The organism is Nocardia sp. NBC_00416, assembly GCF_036032445.1.
Taxonomy (GTDB): Bacteria; Actinomycetota; Actinomycetes; order Mycobacteriales; family Mycobacteriaceae; genus Nocardia.
Genome location: NZ_CP107932.1, coordinates 2,924,543 through 2,938,282, shown reverse-complemented (window position 1 = coordinate 2,938,282; position 13,740 = coordinate 2,924,543). Strand labels below are relative to the sequence as shown.

The 13,740-nt window shown below is 68.5% G+C and carries 13 protein-coding genes; 9 read left to right on the top strand and 4 right to left on the bottom strand.

The window, feature by feature from the left end; genetic code table 11:
* Positions 1 to 9: 9 nt before the first annotated feature.
* Both OG804_RS12120 and OG804_RS12115 read left to right on the top strand, forming a co-directional pair.
* On the top strand, positions 10 to 360 hold the full coding sequence (locus OG804_RS12120; RefSeq protein ID WP_328396930.1) for a hypothetical protein: 351 nt from the start codon (positions 10 to 12) through the stop codon (positions 358 to 360).
* 151 nt (positions 361 to 511) lie between these two features.
* Positions 512 to 1,744, top strand: a complete 1,233-nt coding sequence (locus OG804_RS12115; RefSeq protein ID WP_328396928.1) for a PucR family transcriptional regulator — start codon at positions 512 to 514, stop codon at positions 1,742 to 1,744.
* A gap of 177 nt (positions 1,745 to 1,921) precedes the next feature.
* Here OG804_RS12115 and OG804_RS12110 read toward each other — a convergent pair whose 3' ends face one another.
* The 4 genes from OG804_RS12110 to mptB form a co-directional block, all read right to left on the bottom strand.
* Positions 1,922 to 2,896, bottom strand: a complete 975-nt coding sequence (locus OG804_RS12110; protein ID WP_328396925.1) for a COX15/CtaA family protein — start codon at positions 2,894 to 2,896, stop codon at positions 1,922 to 1,924.
* 62 nt (positions 2,897 to 2,958) lie between these two features.
* The gene (locus OG804_RS12105; RefSeq protein WP_328396923.1) at positions 2,959 to 3,750 is read right to left on the bottom strand and encodes an ABC transporter permease; all 792 of its coding nucleotides are present in this window, start codon (positions 3,748 to 3,750) and stop codon (positions 2,959 to 2,961) included.
* 51 nt (positions 3,751 to 3,801) lie between these two features.
* The gene (locus OG804_RS12100; protein WP_328396921.1) at positions 3,802 to 4,734 is read right to left on the bottom strand and encodes an ABC transporter ATP-binding protein; all 933 of its coding nucleotides are present in this window, start codon (positions 4,732 to 4,734) and stop codon (positions 3,802 to 3,804) included.
* Complete coding sequence (gene mptB, locus OG804_RS12095) at positions 4,731 to 6,452, bottom strand: polyprenol phosphomannose-dependent alpha 1,6 mannosyltransferase MptB (RefSeq protein ID WP_442941804.1); 1,722 nt, start codon at positions 6,450 to 6,452, stop codon at positions 4,731 to 4,733. The genes OG804_RS12100 and mptB overlap by 4 nt, the downstream gene beginning before the upstream one ends.
* A gap of 492 nt (positions 6,453 to 6,944) precedes the next feature.
* On the opposite strand from mptB, the gene OG804_RS12090 reads away from it, so the two are divergent.
* The 7 genes from OG804_RS12090 to OG804_RS12060 are packed head-to-tail and all read left to right on the top strand — an operon-like array spanning position 6,945 to position 13,441.
* The gene (locus OG804_RS12090; protein ID WP_328398339.1) at positions 6,945 to 7,796 is read left to right on the top strand and encodes a helix-turn-helix transcriptional regulator; all 852 of its coding nucleotides are present in this window, start codon (positions 6,945 to 6,947) and stop codon (positions 7,794 to 7,796) included.
* Positions 7,793 to 9,229: a Fe-S cluster assembly protein SufB gene (sufB, locus tag OG804_RS12085; protein ID WP_328396919.1), complete on the top strand. Its 1,437-nt coding sequence runs from the start codon at positions 7,793 to 7,795 to the stop codon at positions 9,227 to 9,229. Before OG804_RS12090 ends, sufB begins: the two co-directional genes overlap by 4 nt.
* On the top strand, positions 9,229 to 10,407 hold the full coding sequence (sufD, locus tag OG804_RS12080; RefSeq protein ID WP_328396917.1) for a Fe-S cluster assembly protein SufD: 1,179 nt from the start codon (positions 9,229 to 9,231) through the stop codon (positions 10,405 to 10,407). Before sufB ends, sufD begins: the two co-directional genes overlap by 1 nt.
* A gap of 43 nt (positions 10,408 to 10,450) precedes the next feature.
* The gene (gene sufC, locus OG804_RS12075; RefSeq protein WP_328396915.1) at positions 10,451 to 11,221 is read left to right on the top strand and encodes a Fe-S cluster assembly ATPase SufC; all 771 of its coding nucleotides are present in this window, start codon (positions 10,451 to 10,453) and stop codon (positions 11,219 to 11,221) included.
* A gap of 1 nt (position 11,222) precedes the next feature.
* Complete coding sequence (locus OG804_RS12070) at positions 11,223 to 12,476, top strand: cysteine desulfurase (RefSeq protein ID WP_328396913.1); 1,254 nt, start codon at positions 11,223 to 11,225, stop codon at positions 12,474 to 12,476.
* Between the two features lie 3 nt (positions 12,477 to 12,479).
* Positions 12,480 to 12,983, top strand: a complete 504-nt coding sequence (gene sufU, locus OG804_RS12065; RefSeq protein WP_328396911.1) for a Fe-S cluster assembly sulfur transfer protein SufU — start codon at positions 12,480 to 12,482, stop codon at positions 12,981 to 12,983.
* Entirely contained in the window at positions 12,980 to 13,441 is a 462-nt protein-coding gene (locus OG804_RS12060) for a metal-sulfur cluster assembly factor (protein WP_328396909.1), read from the top strand. The genes sufU and OG804_RS12060 overlap by 4 nt, the downstream gene beginning before the upstream one ends.
* The last annotated feature ends 299 nt before the right edge of the window (positions 13,442 to 13,740 follow it).

Below are 13,740 nucleotides of genomic sequence, written 5' to 3'. Positions count from 1 at the left end.
CTGCTCGCCATGAGTGCAGATTCCGCCACCGTCACCGTCGACGCCCCGAAGGAGATCGTCGAATCGGTGCGCAAGTTCGTCGCCGCGCACGGAGGTTCGGCCGAGGCCGTCCTGCAGCCGGTGGGCCGCCGCGGCGTGCGGGTCACCCTGGTCGGTTCCGACGATGTACTGGGGGACCGGATGGTCGCCGATACGGCCACCGCGCAGGCTCTCGTCGACGCGGTGGACGGACTGACCGCCGCCGCCGGCTGGGAGCGGGAGCTGGTGTCGCGGACCACCCCGCGGACCGGGCACTGGGCCAAGATGGCGGGCTGGGTGGCAGGTCAGGTGCGTTTCCCGAAGGCGCGCAACGAGAAGTGACCGCCGCCGCGGATGCCTGTGAGCACCCACAGGCATCTCCCGCGGGCGTCAGGTAGCTCGAACAGTTTCCTCAACAAAAACTACTGACGAGTAACCGGTTCGCGCTACCGTTAGGGCCTCGAGCGTCAGCCCCGGGGTAGAAGGAGCCGATATGACGGTCAGTAGTCCGACCCGTTCCAGACTCACGGTGTCCGGCCGTCCGATTTCCAACCACCTGAGGGATGTGGCGACCCTCTCGCGTCAGATGGTCGGTCACTTCGTCGAGAACGTCGCGCCGTGCGGCACCCTGCCGGGCGACGCGCTCCACGGTGATGTGACGGCGGTGACGCGGCTGTGCCTGGAACTCACGGTGTCCCGGCTCGACGGCCGGGAGCTGCCGGAGAAGATCGAACAGGTGCGGGAGGCCGCCGCCGAATGGGCGCGCGAAGGCATCCCGATCGACACCATCAACCACGCCATTCACGAAGGCTTCAAACTCGGCTTCGATCGCATCATGGCCACGGCGGGGCCGGCGGATTCGCCGACCCTGGTCGCCACCGCCCGCCGGATGCTGGAGATCCTGGACACGATCACCTCCGAGGTGGCCCTGGCGTATGTGGGGGAGTACCGGGGCGTGGTCTCCGAACACCACACCGCGGTGCACACACTGACCTCGGCGCTGCTCGGCGGGCACAGCACCGCCACCATGGCTCGCGAATGCGGGATCGAGATCGCGGCGTCGTACCAGGTGCTGGCGCTGGCCGTGGCGCCGCATCCGGACGAAACCGCCCCGCAGGTCGACGGCCGTATCGTCGCGCGGCGCAAACTGCGCCGGCTCCAGGCCGAACTGGCCGGATGCTGCGGCGAGCGGGCCCTGTCACTGCTCAGCATCGACGGTGGCACGGTGCTGCTGCCCGCGGACGGTTTCCCGGACGAGGCGCTGGACGAGCTGATCGCGCGGCTGGAGCAGGCCGCGCAGGTACCGGTCGTCGCCACGGTGGTCACCGCGGCGACCGCCGATATCCCCGACGCCACCGATCGCGCCCACGAACTCCTCGACACCGTGCAGCGCATCACCGACAACGGTGGACTGCACCGGTTCTCCGATCTGGCCCTGGAGTTCCAGATCACCCGGCCGGGACCGGCCCGCGAGCACCTCAGCGCCATCCTGGATCCCCTGGACGAGCATCCCGAACTGCTGGAGACCCTGCGCCAGCACATCGCGAACAATTTCAACCGCCAGCGCACCGCCCGGCTGATGCATATGCACACCAATACGCTCGACTACCGGCTCAAACGAGTCCGGATGCTCACCGGTTTCGACCCGGCGGTCCCCACCGGGCTGTGGTATCTGACCTCCGCCCTGGTCGCGCGCAGTTACCAGAACGGGCCGAGCGGGGCCTGAACCGGTGCGGGCGCCGCGGTTCGGGGCGTCGGGATCGCTGGGCAGGATGCGGGCATCGGATGCATCGATCCCGGGCGACGCACGGTGTACGGCGGGCGGTTCGTCTGCTGTCCGACCGCTTCGGACCGAGCGCCGTCGAGCCGGCTGCGGACAGCCCCGCACGGCTTTCCGGTGCGGTCAGACCGGTTGAGCGCTCGTCTCCGAGACCGCGGCGGGCAGCGGTTCCCGAGTACGCAGGGACGCCCACAGGGCCGCGGTCGCGGCAGTGCACAGCGCCGCGCCGCCGACATGGAACGCGACCAGCGCGGCCGGGACATCGGTGAAGTACTGGACGATGCCCACCAGCGATTGCGCGAGAACCAAGCCGAGCAGGACGAACAGGCGGTCGCGCACCGGCTTGGTGATGCCGGTGGCGAAGAGGCCGAAACCGAGACCGATCAGCAGGGCCAGGTAGCCGACGAGCAGCTGGGAGTGCAGATGGACCAGCGTGACGATCTCCACCTCGAGCCGGGCGACCGGTCGCTCGATGCTCTTGTCACCGGCGTGCGGCCCGGCGCCGGTCACCAGGGTGCCTGCGACGAGCACGCCGGCCAGTGCGACCCCGCTCAGCGCGGTGAGCCAGCGCAGCGGCGCCGGCGCGCGAACGGTGTCGACACCGTCGTCGGGCGAGGCGACCTTGGCATACATCACGGCCGCCACCCACACCATCAGCATCGACGCCAGCAGGTGTAGCGCGACCGTCCACCACAGCAGCCCGGACAGCACCGTGATTCCGCCGACGATCGCCTGCAGCACTGTGCCGGCGGGCATGAGCCAGGCATAGACCAGTACCTCGCGCCGCCGCCGGGCACGGGTGACCGCGAGGACGATCAGCGCCGCGCAGACCACTACGGCGAAGGAGAGCATCCGGTTCCCGAACTCCACCGCCTGGTGGATTCCCGGGACTTCGGAGACCCCGGTCGGAGTGAAACTGCCGGGGAAGCACTCCGGCCAGGTGGGGCAGCCCAGGCCGGAGGCGGTGACCCGCACGATCGCGCCGGTCACCGCGATCCCCGCCTGGGAGGCGATGACCGCGAGGGCGATCAGGAGCTGGGTGCGCCGCGACGGCAACGGCAGCCGGTCGACGAGTCGCAGGAATGCGCGATACAGCACGTCACGATGGTAGCGGGCGGTCGGGAACGCTCGGCAACCGGACTACTACAACGTGTCGTGGCTCATTCGAAGCGGAACCAGCGGGCGGCGAGGATGCCCGCGGCGGTACCCCAGACGATCAGCGCGCCCACGCCCAGCCAGTCGACCCCGCCGGCCATCGCGTGTTCCAGCGCGACCGCCAGCGCTCCGGAGGGCACCAACCGCACCACTGTGTGCACTGCCGCGGGCAGTTCGTCGGAGGCGAACACCACGCTGGCGATCCCGAGCATGACGAACCAGAGGATGTTCGCCAGCGCCAGTACCACTTCGGCCTTGAGCGTGCCGCCGAGCAACAGGCCCATCGCCGCGAACGTGGCCGTGCCCAGCGCGATCAGGACCGCGCCGAGCAGCAGTCCCAGCGGTGTAGGTCGCCAGCCCAGCGCCACCCCGATCAACCCGAGCAGCACCGCCTGCAGGATCACCACCAGCAGGACCGCACCGCTCTTGCCCGCGACGATTCCCCAGCGCGGCAGCGGCGTCGCGCCCAGCCGTTTGAGCGCACCGTAGCGGCGATCGAACCCGATCGCGATCGCCTGCCCGGTGAACGCGGTCGACATCACCGCCACCATCATCACCGCCGGAACGATCTTGTCGATCTTGTCCGGACCCATGTCGCCGAACGGCAGCACGGCCAGACCGATCAGCAAGGTGATCGGAATGAACATGGTGAGCAGCAGCTGCTCGCCGTTGCGCAGCAGCAGCACCAGATCGAGCCTGGTCTGCGCGAGCAACATGGCGAGTCGCGGCGCGGGCCGCGGCGCCGGAGCGAAGATACCCGGCTCGAACCGATTGGCCGTCAGATCAGACTTGGTCACGGCACTCCTTCGGGGCTGTCGGACGCGGTCCGCGGAGGCGGGGATATCGCATCATGTGCGCAGATCCCGTCCGGTGAGTTCCAGGAAGACATCCTCCAGCCGGCGTTGATCTATCCGGATATCGGTCGCGAGCACGTTCACCCGGGCACACCACGCTGTCACCGTGGCCAGGACCTGCGGGTTGATCTCGCCCTCCACCAGATATGAGCCGGGGCTGGTCTCCTTGGGAGCGAACCCCTCGGGCAGCGCCGACTGCAGTAGTTCGAGGTCCAGATGCGGGGGCGCCGCGAACCGCAGCTGACCGGCCGCGCCGTGCGCGGTGACCTCCGCGGGGGTTCCGGAGGCGACGATGCGCCCGTGGTCCACGATCACCAGATGATCGGCCAGCTCCTCGGCCTCGTCCATCAGGTGAGTGGTGAGCAGGACGCTGACCCCGTCCCGGCGCAGCGCATCGATCAGCTCCCATACCAGGATCCGGGCCTGTGCGTCCATCCCCGCGGTCGGTTCGTCCAGGAACACGATCTCGGGCCGGCCGACCAGTGCGCAGGCGAGGGACAGTCGTTGCTGCTGGCCGCCGGACAGCCGGCGATAGGGGGTCCGGCGGGAGTCGGCCAGGCCCAGCACGCCCAGGAGCCAGTCCGGGTCGAGCGGGTTCGCCGAATAGGAGGCCACCAGATCCAGCATCTCCCCGGCCCGCGCACCGGGGTAGGCGCCGCCGCCCTGCAGCATCACGCCGATCCGGGGCCGTAATTGTTCGGAGTCCGCGATCGGGTCCAGCCCCAGCACCCGGACCCGGCCGGAATCCGGGCGGACGAAGCCCTCGCACATCTCCACCGTGGTGGTCTTGCCGGCGCCGTTCGGTCCGAGCAGGGCGAACACCTGCGCCGGTTCGATCACGAAACCGATACCGTCCACCGCGATCGTCTCGCCGTAGCGTTTGGCGACGTGGTCCACCTGCACGGCGGGCACCCGGGAAGCGGTCACGAGGTCCCACCGTAAGCCCCCGCCGCCTGTGACGGGGCCGACACCCCCCGTGGCGCCCGCCAGGGCAGCGCGTTCCGGGTGACCACGATGAACAGCAGTGAGACGATCACCGTGGCCACCGCCGACCCCACGATCTGGAACACCTCGAGGTCCGCGCCGCGCGGCATCAGGATCACGCTGACCACCGCGGAGATGCCGACCGCCGGCGCCCGGAACACCGGCCGCGTCGCCCACGCCGCCATCGGCACGATCGCCCACAGCAGGTACCACGGCTGGACTACGGGGAAGAGCAGCACGATGGCGCCGAGCGAAACCCCCAGCGCTCCCACCGGGTGCAGCCGGCCCGTCCAGGTCGCGACGAGCATCCGCACCGTGATGAAGCCCGCCACCACTGCCGCGATCGGTCGGGTGATGCTCAGCAGCGCGGTGGTGTGGTCGCCGAGCCCCAGTAGTACGCCTCCGAATCCGGTGATGATGCCCAGCGCTGTGGGCAGCGACATCCAGCTGCGTACCGCGCTCGCGGTGTTCAGGGTGTTCAGCCAGCCGAATCCGAGTCCGCTCACCGTGCTGATCACCACGGTGACCAGGACCGCGATCAGTCCGAGCAGCCCGGCGGCGGCGAGTATCTGTCGCAGGCCCGGACCCCAGCGGCGGGCCAGCGCCATCCCCGCGAAGCCCAGCGCGATGATCGAGGTCACCTTGACGGAGGCGGACAGGCTGATCACGACCGCCCCGCCGACGAGCAGTGTCCAGCCCCGCCCGTCGAGTGGTGGCGGTCCGCCGTCGCCGGGTACGCCGTGGATCGCCCGCAGCATGAACTCCAGCCCCGCCAGCATCAGCCCGAGCATGAGCGCGTCGTTGTGGACCCCGCCGATGAGGTGGAACAGCACCAGCGGGTTCGCCACCCCCAGCCACAGTGCGCTGACCGGCGCCACCCCGCAGCGGATGGACAGGCGCGGCAGCGCCCAGACGATCAACGCCACTCCGGCCAGGGCCAGCAGCCGGTGCACCCAGACTCCGGCCAGGATGTTCTCGCCGGTGATCTCGGCGATCCCGTGCCCGATCCAGAGGAACAACGGCCCGTACGGGGCCGGAGTCTCGCGCCAGATGTTGGGCACGTTGTTGGTGAGCACATTGTCGATGCCCAGGCCCGCCACCGGGCCCTCCAGGTACGGGTCGATCCCGCGGGCGGCGATCTCGCTCTGCGCCAGGTAGGAGTAGACGTCGTTGCTGAACATCGGCGGCGCCACGCACAGCGGAATGATCCACAGCAGCAGCGTGCGGTCCAGCTGACGCCGGGTGAGCCGGTGCAGCGGAGCGCCGCCGAGGCCGCCGACGGCGAACCGGCCCAGCAGCAGCCAGGCCAGCACCACGGTCACCGTGCCGACCATGCACATGGCGAGTGACCCGGTGTGCGCCCGGGCGAAGATGCCCAGTACCCGCATACCCGAGGTCGGATTCTGGTGCACCGGTTGCGCCCCGATGCCGAGCGCGCTGATCGCCATCAGCACCGTGCCGGTGGCGCCCATCAGCCGGATACGGTCGAGCTGCGCCCGTTCCCGGCGATCGAGCCCCGGCACCTCGGATTCGTCGCTGTGCAGAATCGCGATGGTGTGGTCCGAGGGCGGGACATCCAGCCCGAGGGCGCGCCGCACCAGTTTCAGTGCGCGCTGCCCGAGCGACGCCGATGCGCCCGGGGCGCCTGCCTGTCCTGCCACGGTCACCGAGACTAGTTCGCCGCGGGCGCAGTTCGCCCCCGGGCCGGAGCATCCGGAGGCGGGGCGGGCGGATCTGCGCCGCGTCCCCGGAGGGTGGCCCGGGTGCGGTTCACCGGATCCCGGGTCGGGACACCTTCCAGCTACCGTGGTCGGCTCGGCATCGCCGCGGTGGCGATGCCGGAGCTTGCGGGACCGAGGCGGGGGACGGGTCTCCGGTCGTCCGGTGTCGGTTCGGGCTGCCGCCCGCCGGCGCGGCAGCGCAGCCGGACAGCTAATTTCTCCGGTGGGAGAACGGTGGCCGGACCTGCCCCGGGCGCAGTGAAGCAGATCACTTCGCCGATCCGGTCCGGCCCAGGCGAGCGGGACTTTCTCGCCGGAGCAGGCGATTTCCGGGGTTTCCGCCGAGTACGGCGCCCGCCGGTGACCCGCCTGGTCAGGGCACCCTTATTAGATTTCAGGAACGAATTCCGCCACACTGATGTTGTGAAAACTATGGGTTTGCCGGATGTGGACGAAAGGGCTGGTCACCGGACCGGTCCCGGGTCTGTCGGCCTGCCCGCGACCGGCGGTGAAGGACATACCCGAGCCGCCATCGTCAAACTTCTGCTCGAGGAAGGGCCGATCACCGCGACCGCGATCGGCAGCGCGCTGGGCTTGGCCCCGGCGGGTGTGCGCCGGCACCTGGACGCCCTCATCGAATCGGGTCAGGCGCGGGCCGGGCGTTCGGCGCCCTGGCAGCAGAAGGGCCGCGGGCGACCGGCGAAGCAATACCAGCTCACTGCGGCCGGGCGGGGCATGCTCGGTCACGCCTACGACGATCTGGCCGGTGCCGCCATTCGGCAACTGCGGGAGATCGGCGGGGCGGAAGCCGTCACCGCGTTCGCCCGCAAACGGGCCCGCACTCTGGTCGACGGGATCGAACCGCTGCCCGCGCCGGGATCCGACCCCGAGTCGGACGGGACCGGCGCGGAGGGGGCGCGGTCCGGCACCGTGGCCAAGGCGGAGGAGATCGCCACCGCGCTCTCGGACGCGGGATTCGCCGCCAGCACGCGGCGGGTGGGCGCGGGTGTGCAGATCTGTCAGCACCACTGCCCCGTTTCGCACGTCGCCGAGGAATTCCCCGAGCTGTGCGAAGCCGAACTCGAGGCCTTCCGGGAGGTCCTCGGTACGCATGTGCAGCGCCTGGCGACGATCGCCAACGGCGACTGCGCCTGCACCACCCATGTACCCCTGACAGTGCTGCCGACCGCGGCGGGCGGCACCGACTCGCACAACGCTTCACCCACAACCGTTGCACAGCCCGCAACGGACGCAACGAACGACTCCGGAAGGAGCGCCGAATGACGACCACCACCGACCAGGTGCCTTCGCTCACCCAGGAGGAGGCCATCGCCTCACTGGGCAACTACGGCTACGGCTGGGCGGACTCGGATGTGGCGGGCGCCAGCGCGCAGCGGGGTCTGTCCGAAGAGGTCGTTCGCGATATCTCGAACAAGAAGAGCGAACCGACCTGGATGCTGGAGAACCGTCTCAAGGCGCTGCGGATCTTCGATCGCAAACCGATGCCGCACTGGGGATCGAACCTCGACGGCATCGACTTCGACAACATCAAGTACTTCGTGCGCTCGACCGAGAAGCAGGCCGAGAGCTGGGAGGACCTGCCCGAGGACATCCGCAACACCTACGACAAGCTGGGCATCCCGGAAGCGGAGAAGCAGCGGCTGGTCTCGGGTGTCGCCGCACAGTACGAGAGTGAAGTCGTCTATCACCAGATCCGCGAGGATCTGGAACAGCAGGGCGTCATCTTCCTCGACACCGATACGGCGTTGAAGGAGCATCCGGAGATCTTCCGCCAGTACTTCGGCTCGGTCATCCCCGCCGGGGACAACAAGTTCTCCGCGCTGAACACCTCGGTCTGGTCGGGCGGCTCCTTCATCTATGTGCCGCCGGGCGTGCACGTGGACATCCCGCTGCAGGCCTACTTCCGGATCAACACCGAGAACATGGGCCAGTTCGAGCGCACCCTGATCATCGTCGACGAGGACGCCTACGTGCACTACGTCGAGGGCTGCACCGCGCCGATCTACAAATCCGATTCGCTGCACTCGGCCGTGGTCGAGATCATCGTGAAGAAGGGCGGCCGCTGCCGCTACACGACCATCCAGAACTGGTCGAACAACGTCTACAACCTGGTCACCAAGCGGGCCAAGGCCGAGGCCGGCGCGACCATGGAATGGATCGACGGCAATATCGGCTCCAAGGTCACCATGAAGTACCCGGCCGTGTGGATGACCGGTGAGCACGCCAAGGGCGAGGTGCTCTCGGTCGCTTTCGCCGGTGAGGGCCAGCATCAGGACACCGGCGCCAAGATGGTGCACCTGGCGCCGCACACCTCCTCGACCATCGTGTCCAAATCGGTGGCGCGTGGCGGCGGCCGGGCCTCCTACCGTGGCCTGGTCCAGGTGAACAAGGGCGCCTACGGGTCCAAGTCGACGGTGAAATGCGATGCGCTGCTGGTCGACACCATCAGCCGCTCCGACACCTACCCCTACGTCGATATCCGCGAGGACGACGTGACCATGGGGCACGAAGCGACCGTGTCGAAGGTGTCCGAGGATCAACTGTTCTACCTCATGAGCCGCGGTATGACCGAGGACGAGGCGATGGCGATGGTCGTGCGCGGCTTCGTCGAGCCCATCGCCAAGGAACTCCCGATGGAGTACGCCCTCGAGCTCAACCGCCTGATCGAACTGCAGATGGAAGGAGCCGTCGGCTGATGGCATTGGACAACGTTGCCGAGGCCGCCGAGGCTCGTACTCCGGCGATCAACAAGGGCGAGGTGTTCACCTCGTTCGATGTGAACGCCTTCGAGATCCCCTCCGGTAAGGACGAGGCGTGGCGGTTCACCCCGCTGCGCCGGCTGCGCGGCCTGCACAACGGCACCGCCATCCGGGACGGGCAGGCCGGCGTCGAGGTCGACTCGGTTGCCGGGGTCACGGTGGAGACCGTGGATCGCGACGACGCCCGGCTGGGCGCCGGCGGTACCCCGTCGGATCGGGTGGCCGCCCAGGCGTACTCCGGGTTCGAGCGGGCTACGGTCGTCTCGGTGGGCAAGGAGACCGAGGTCGCCGAACCCGTCGTCGTGCGTATCACCGGTCCGGGTGAGGGCAAGACCGCCTACGGTCACCTGCAGGTGCGACTGGCCGAATTCGCCGTCGCCACCGTGGTGATCGACCAGCGGGGCAGCGGAACCTATGCCGAGAACATCGAATTCGTCCTCGGTGACAGCGCCCGGCTCACCGTCGTCGCAGTCCAGGACTGGGCCGATGACGCCGTGCACGCCACCGCGCATCACGCCCTGCTGGGCCGCGACGCGGTACTGCGGCACACCGCGGTCACCCTCGGCGGTGATCTCGTGCGGCTCACCGGCAATGTCCGTTACGCCGGTCCGGGCGGCGACGCCGAACTGCTCGGCCTCTACTTCGCCGACGCCGGACAGCATTTCGAACAGCGCCTGCTCGTCGATCACGCTGTCCCGCACTGCAAATCGAACGTGCTGTACAAGGGCGCCCTGCAGGGCGACCCGCATTCGCCCAAGGGTGATGCTCGCACGGTGTGGGTCGGTGACGTGCTGATCCGTGCCGCCGCCGAGGGCACCGACACCTTCGAGATCAACCGCAACCTGGTTCTCACCGACGGCGCCCGCGCCGACTCCGTGCCGAACCTGGAGATCGAGACCGGTGAGATCGTCGGCGCCGGTCACGCGTCGGCGACCGGGCGGTTCGACGACGAACAGCTGTTCTATCTGCGTGCCCGCGGTATTCCGGAAGAGGTCGCCCGCCGTCTGGTGGTCCGCGGTTTCTTCCACGAGATCATCCAGAAGATCGCGGTCCGCGAGGTCGCCGAGCGGCTCGAGGCGGCCATCGAGGCCGAACTCGCCGCCATCGGCGTCTGACCGAGATCCGCGTTCCCAGCCCACCGAAGGAATTCAGCAACCTATGACCACCCTGGAAATCAAGGACCTGCACGCCGAGGTCGCCACCCCGGACGGGGAGACCGTCAAGATCCTCAACGGTGTGAACCTCACCGTGAAATCCGGCGAGACGCACGCCATCATGGGTCCCAACGGCTCCGGCAAGTCGACCCTGTCCTACGCCATCGCCGGACATCCCAAGTACACCGTCACCTCGGGCACGATCACCCTCGACGGTGAGGACGTGCTGGCGATGTCGGTGGACGAGCGGGCGCGGGCCGGACTGTTCCTGGCCATGCAGTACCCGGTAGAGGTGCCCGGCGTCTCCACCTCGAACTTCCTGCGCACCGCCGTGACCGCGGTGCGCGGCGAAGCGCCGAAGCTGCGGCACTGGGTCAAGGAGGTGAAGGAGTCGATGAACGAACTCGATATCGACGCCGCCTTCGCCGAGCGCAGCGTGAACGAGGGCTTCTCCGGTGGCGAGAAGAAGCGGCACGAGATCCTGCAGCTGGGCCTGCTGAAGCCGAAGATCGCCATCCTCGACGAGACCGATTCCGGCCTCGATGTGGACGCGCTGCGTATCGTCTCCGAGGGTGTCAACCGCTACCGGGAGCGGGAGAACGGCGGCGTCCTGCTGATCACCCACTACACCCGTATCCTGCGCTATATCCAGCCGCAGTTCGTGCACGTGTTCGTCGGCGGGCGCATCGTGGCCGAGGGCGGTCCCGAGCTGGCCGAGGAACTCGACGCCAACGGCTATGTGAAGTTCACCCAGACCGCAGGAGCCGGAGCCTGAGATGACAGCGACCCTCCCCACCTTCGACGTCGCCCGGATCCGGGCCGACTTCCCGATCCTGAACCGTACGGTCCGGGAGGGGAAGCCGCTGGTGTACCTGGATTCCGGGGCGACTTCGCAGCGGCCGCTGGCGGTGCTGGACGCCGAGCGCGAATTCCTCGTCGAACGGAACTCGGCGGTACACCGCGGCGCGCATCAGCTGGCGGAGGAAGCCACCGACGCCTATGAGGGCGCCCGGGCCGAGATCGCCGGCTTCGTGGGCGCGGCGGCCGACGAGATCGTGTTCACCAAGAACGCGACCGAATCGCTGAACGTGGTGACCTACTCGTTCGCCGACGATCGGTTCCCGTACCACGTGGGCCCGGGCGACGAGATCGTGATCACCGAACTCGAACATCACGCCAACCTGGTGCCCTGGCAGGAACTCGCTCGTCGCACCGGTGCCACCTTGCGCTGGTACGGGGTCACGGACGAGGGGCGTATCGATCTGGATTCGCTCGAACTGTCCCCGGCCACCAAGGTCGTGGCCTTCACCCATCAGTCGAATGTCACCGGTGCCGTGGCGCCGGTCGCGGAACTGGTGCGCCGGGCCCGCGCCGTCGGCGCGCTGGTGGTGCTGGACGCCTGCCAGTCGGTACCGCACGCGCCGGTCGATCTGGGCGCGCTGGACGTGGATTACGCCGCGTTCTCCGGGCACAAGATGCTGGGGCCCTCCGGTGTGGGTGTGCTGTACGGAAAACGGGCGATCCTCGCGCAGACCCCGCCCTTCATCAGCGGCGGGTCGATGATCGAGACCGTCACCATGGAGAAGACCACCTTCGCCCCGCCGCCGCAGCGGTTCGAGGCCGGGGTGCCGATGACCTCGCAGGTGGTCGGGCTCGGCGCGGCGGTGCGATACCTGCAGGAGATCGGCATGGACGCGGTGGCCGCGCACGAGCACCTGCTCGTCGACGCCGCACTCGCCGGGCTGGGCGAGGTTGCGGGCGTGCGGATCGTCGGGCCGACCGAGAACGTCGAGCGCGGTGGCGCGGTGGCGTTCGTCGTGGACGGGATCCATGCGCACGATCTGGGGCAGATCCTCGATGACGAGGGTGTCGCGATCCGGGTCGGACACCATTGCGCCGCGCCGCTGCACCAGCGGTTCGGTGTAGTCGCTACCGCCCGTGCGTCGTTCGCGCTGTACAACACCGTGGACGAGGTGGAGAAAATGGTCGCCGCAGTGCGGAAGGCGCAGAGCTTCTTCGGGGTTGGCTAGAGCATGCGTATAGAAGACATGTATCAGGAAGTGATCCTGGATCACTACAAGCATCCGCACAATCATGGGCTGCGCGAGCCGTACGGCGCCGAAGTGCACCACGTGAACCCCACGTGCGGTGACGCGGTGACGCTGCGGGTGCGGCTCGGCGACCACGGTGACATCGCGGATGTGTCCTATGACGGGCAGGGCTGCTCGATCAGCCAGGCCGCCATCTCGGTGTTGACCGATCAGGTGATCGGGCTGCCGGTTGCGGAGGCGCTGGGGGTCGTCGATTCGTTCATCGAGATGATCGGCAGCCGAGGCACCGTCGACGGCGACGAGGACATCATCGGCGACGGGATCGCCTTCGCCGGCGTCGCCAAATATCCGGCCCGCGTGAAATGCGCGCTGCTGGGCTGGCTGGCGTTCAAGGACGCGACGCTGCGGGTCGCCGCCGCGGCCGATGTCGGCGCGGCTCCCGGCGCATCCGGTACCGACCCATCACGGAACGGGGAAACAGCATGACCGATATTTCCGCCACCGAGACCACCGCGCCCGACCAGGCCGATCCGGCTGCTTCGGACGGGGCCGTTCCGGCTGCTTCGGACGGGGCCGTTCCGGCGGTGTCCGGCGAGGCCGTTCCGGCCGCCGCGGAGTTGTCGCCCGAGGAACTGGCGCAGCTAGCCGATCTCGAAGAGGCCATGCGCGATGTGGTCGATCCCGAACTCGGTATCAATGTCGTCGACCTGGGTCTGGTCTATGGACTGCGGGTCGAGGAGACCACCGCAGTTCTCGATATGACGCTGACGTCGGCCGCCTGCCCGCTCACCGATGTGATCGAGGACCAGTCCCGCAACGCCCTGGTGCGCAGCGGCCTGGTCGACGATCTGAAGATCAATTGGGTCTGGATGCCGCCGTGGGGTCCGGACAAGATCACCGAGGACGGCCGGGAGCAATTGCGGGCACTCGGTTTCACGGTCTGAGGGCCGGCCACACCCACTTGTACAGGTAATTCGCGACGGCGACCGTGAGGTCGCCGTCGCATTCTGGTCTATACCCGAATTGAACCGATCCCACGGCCGGGAAGCCGTCCCCGGGTGCGGGCCTCTCGGCCCTCCGGCGCCGCGGTCGTATTCCGCCCGGTAATGCCGGTCTTTCACTGGATTGCGGGCATTTCAGTATCCGCGGAGTGAACACCGCACGCCGAGTTCAGGTGCCCGCATTGTGGATTTCGCCCGGCGGATCGGCCGAATCGATCGGTGCCGCCGCAGTATTCGATCTG

Coding starts and splice junctions, on each gene's coding strand:
- sufD (WP_328396917.1), top strand. CDS start 9,229: ATGGCATTGGACAACGTTGCCGAGGCCGCCGAGGCTCGTACTCCGGCG.
- OG804_RS12070 (WP_328396913.1), top strand. CDS start 11,223: ATGACAGCGACCCTCCCCACCTTCGACGTCGCCCGGATCCGGGCCGAC.
- OG804_RS12060 (WP_328396909.1), top strand. CDS start 12,980: ATGACCGATATTTCCGCCACCGAGACCACCGCGCCCGACCAGGCCGAT.
- sufB (WP_328396919.1), top strand. CDS start 7,793: ATGACGACCACCACCGACCAGGTGCCTTCGCTCACCCAGGAGGAGGCC.
- OG804_RS12120 (WP_328396930.1), top strand. CDS start 10: ATGAGTGCAGATTCCGCCACCGTCACCGTCGACGCCCCGAAGGAGATC.
- sufU (WP_328396911.1), top strand. CDS start 12,480: ATGCGTATAGAAGACATGTATCAGGAAGTGATCCTGGATCACTACAAG.
- OG804_RS12115 (WP_328396928.1), top strand. CDS start 512: ATGACGGTCAGTAGTCCGACCCGTTCCAGACTCACGGTGTCCGGCCGT.
- OG804_RS12090 (WP_328398339.1), top strand. CDS start 6,945: ATGGGTTTGCCGGATGTGGACGAAAGGGCTGGTCACCGGACCGGTCCC.
- sufC (WP_328396915.1), top strand. CDS start 10,451: ATGACCACCCTGGAAATCAAGGACCTGCACGCCGAGGTCGCCACCCCG.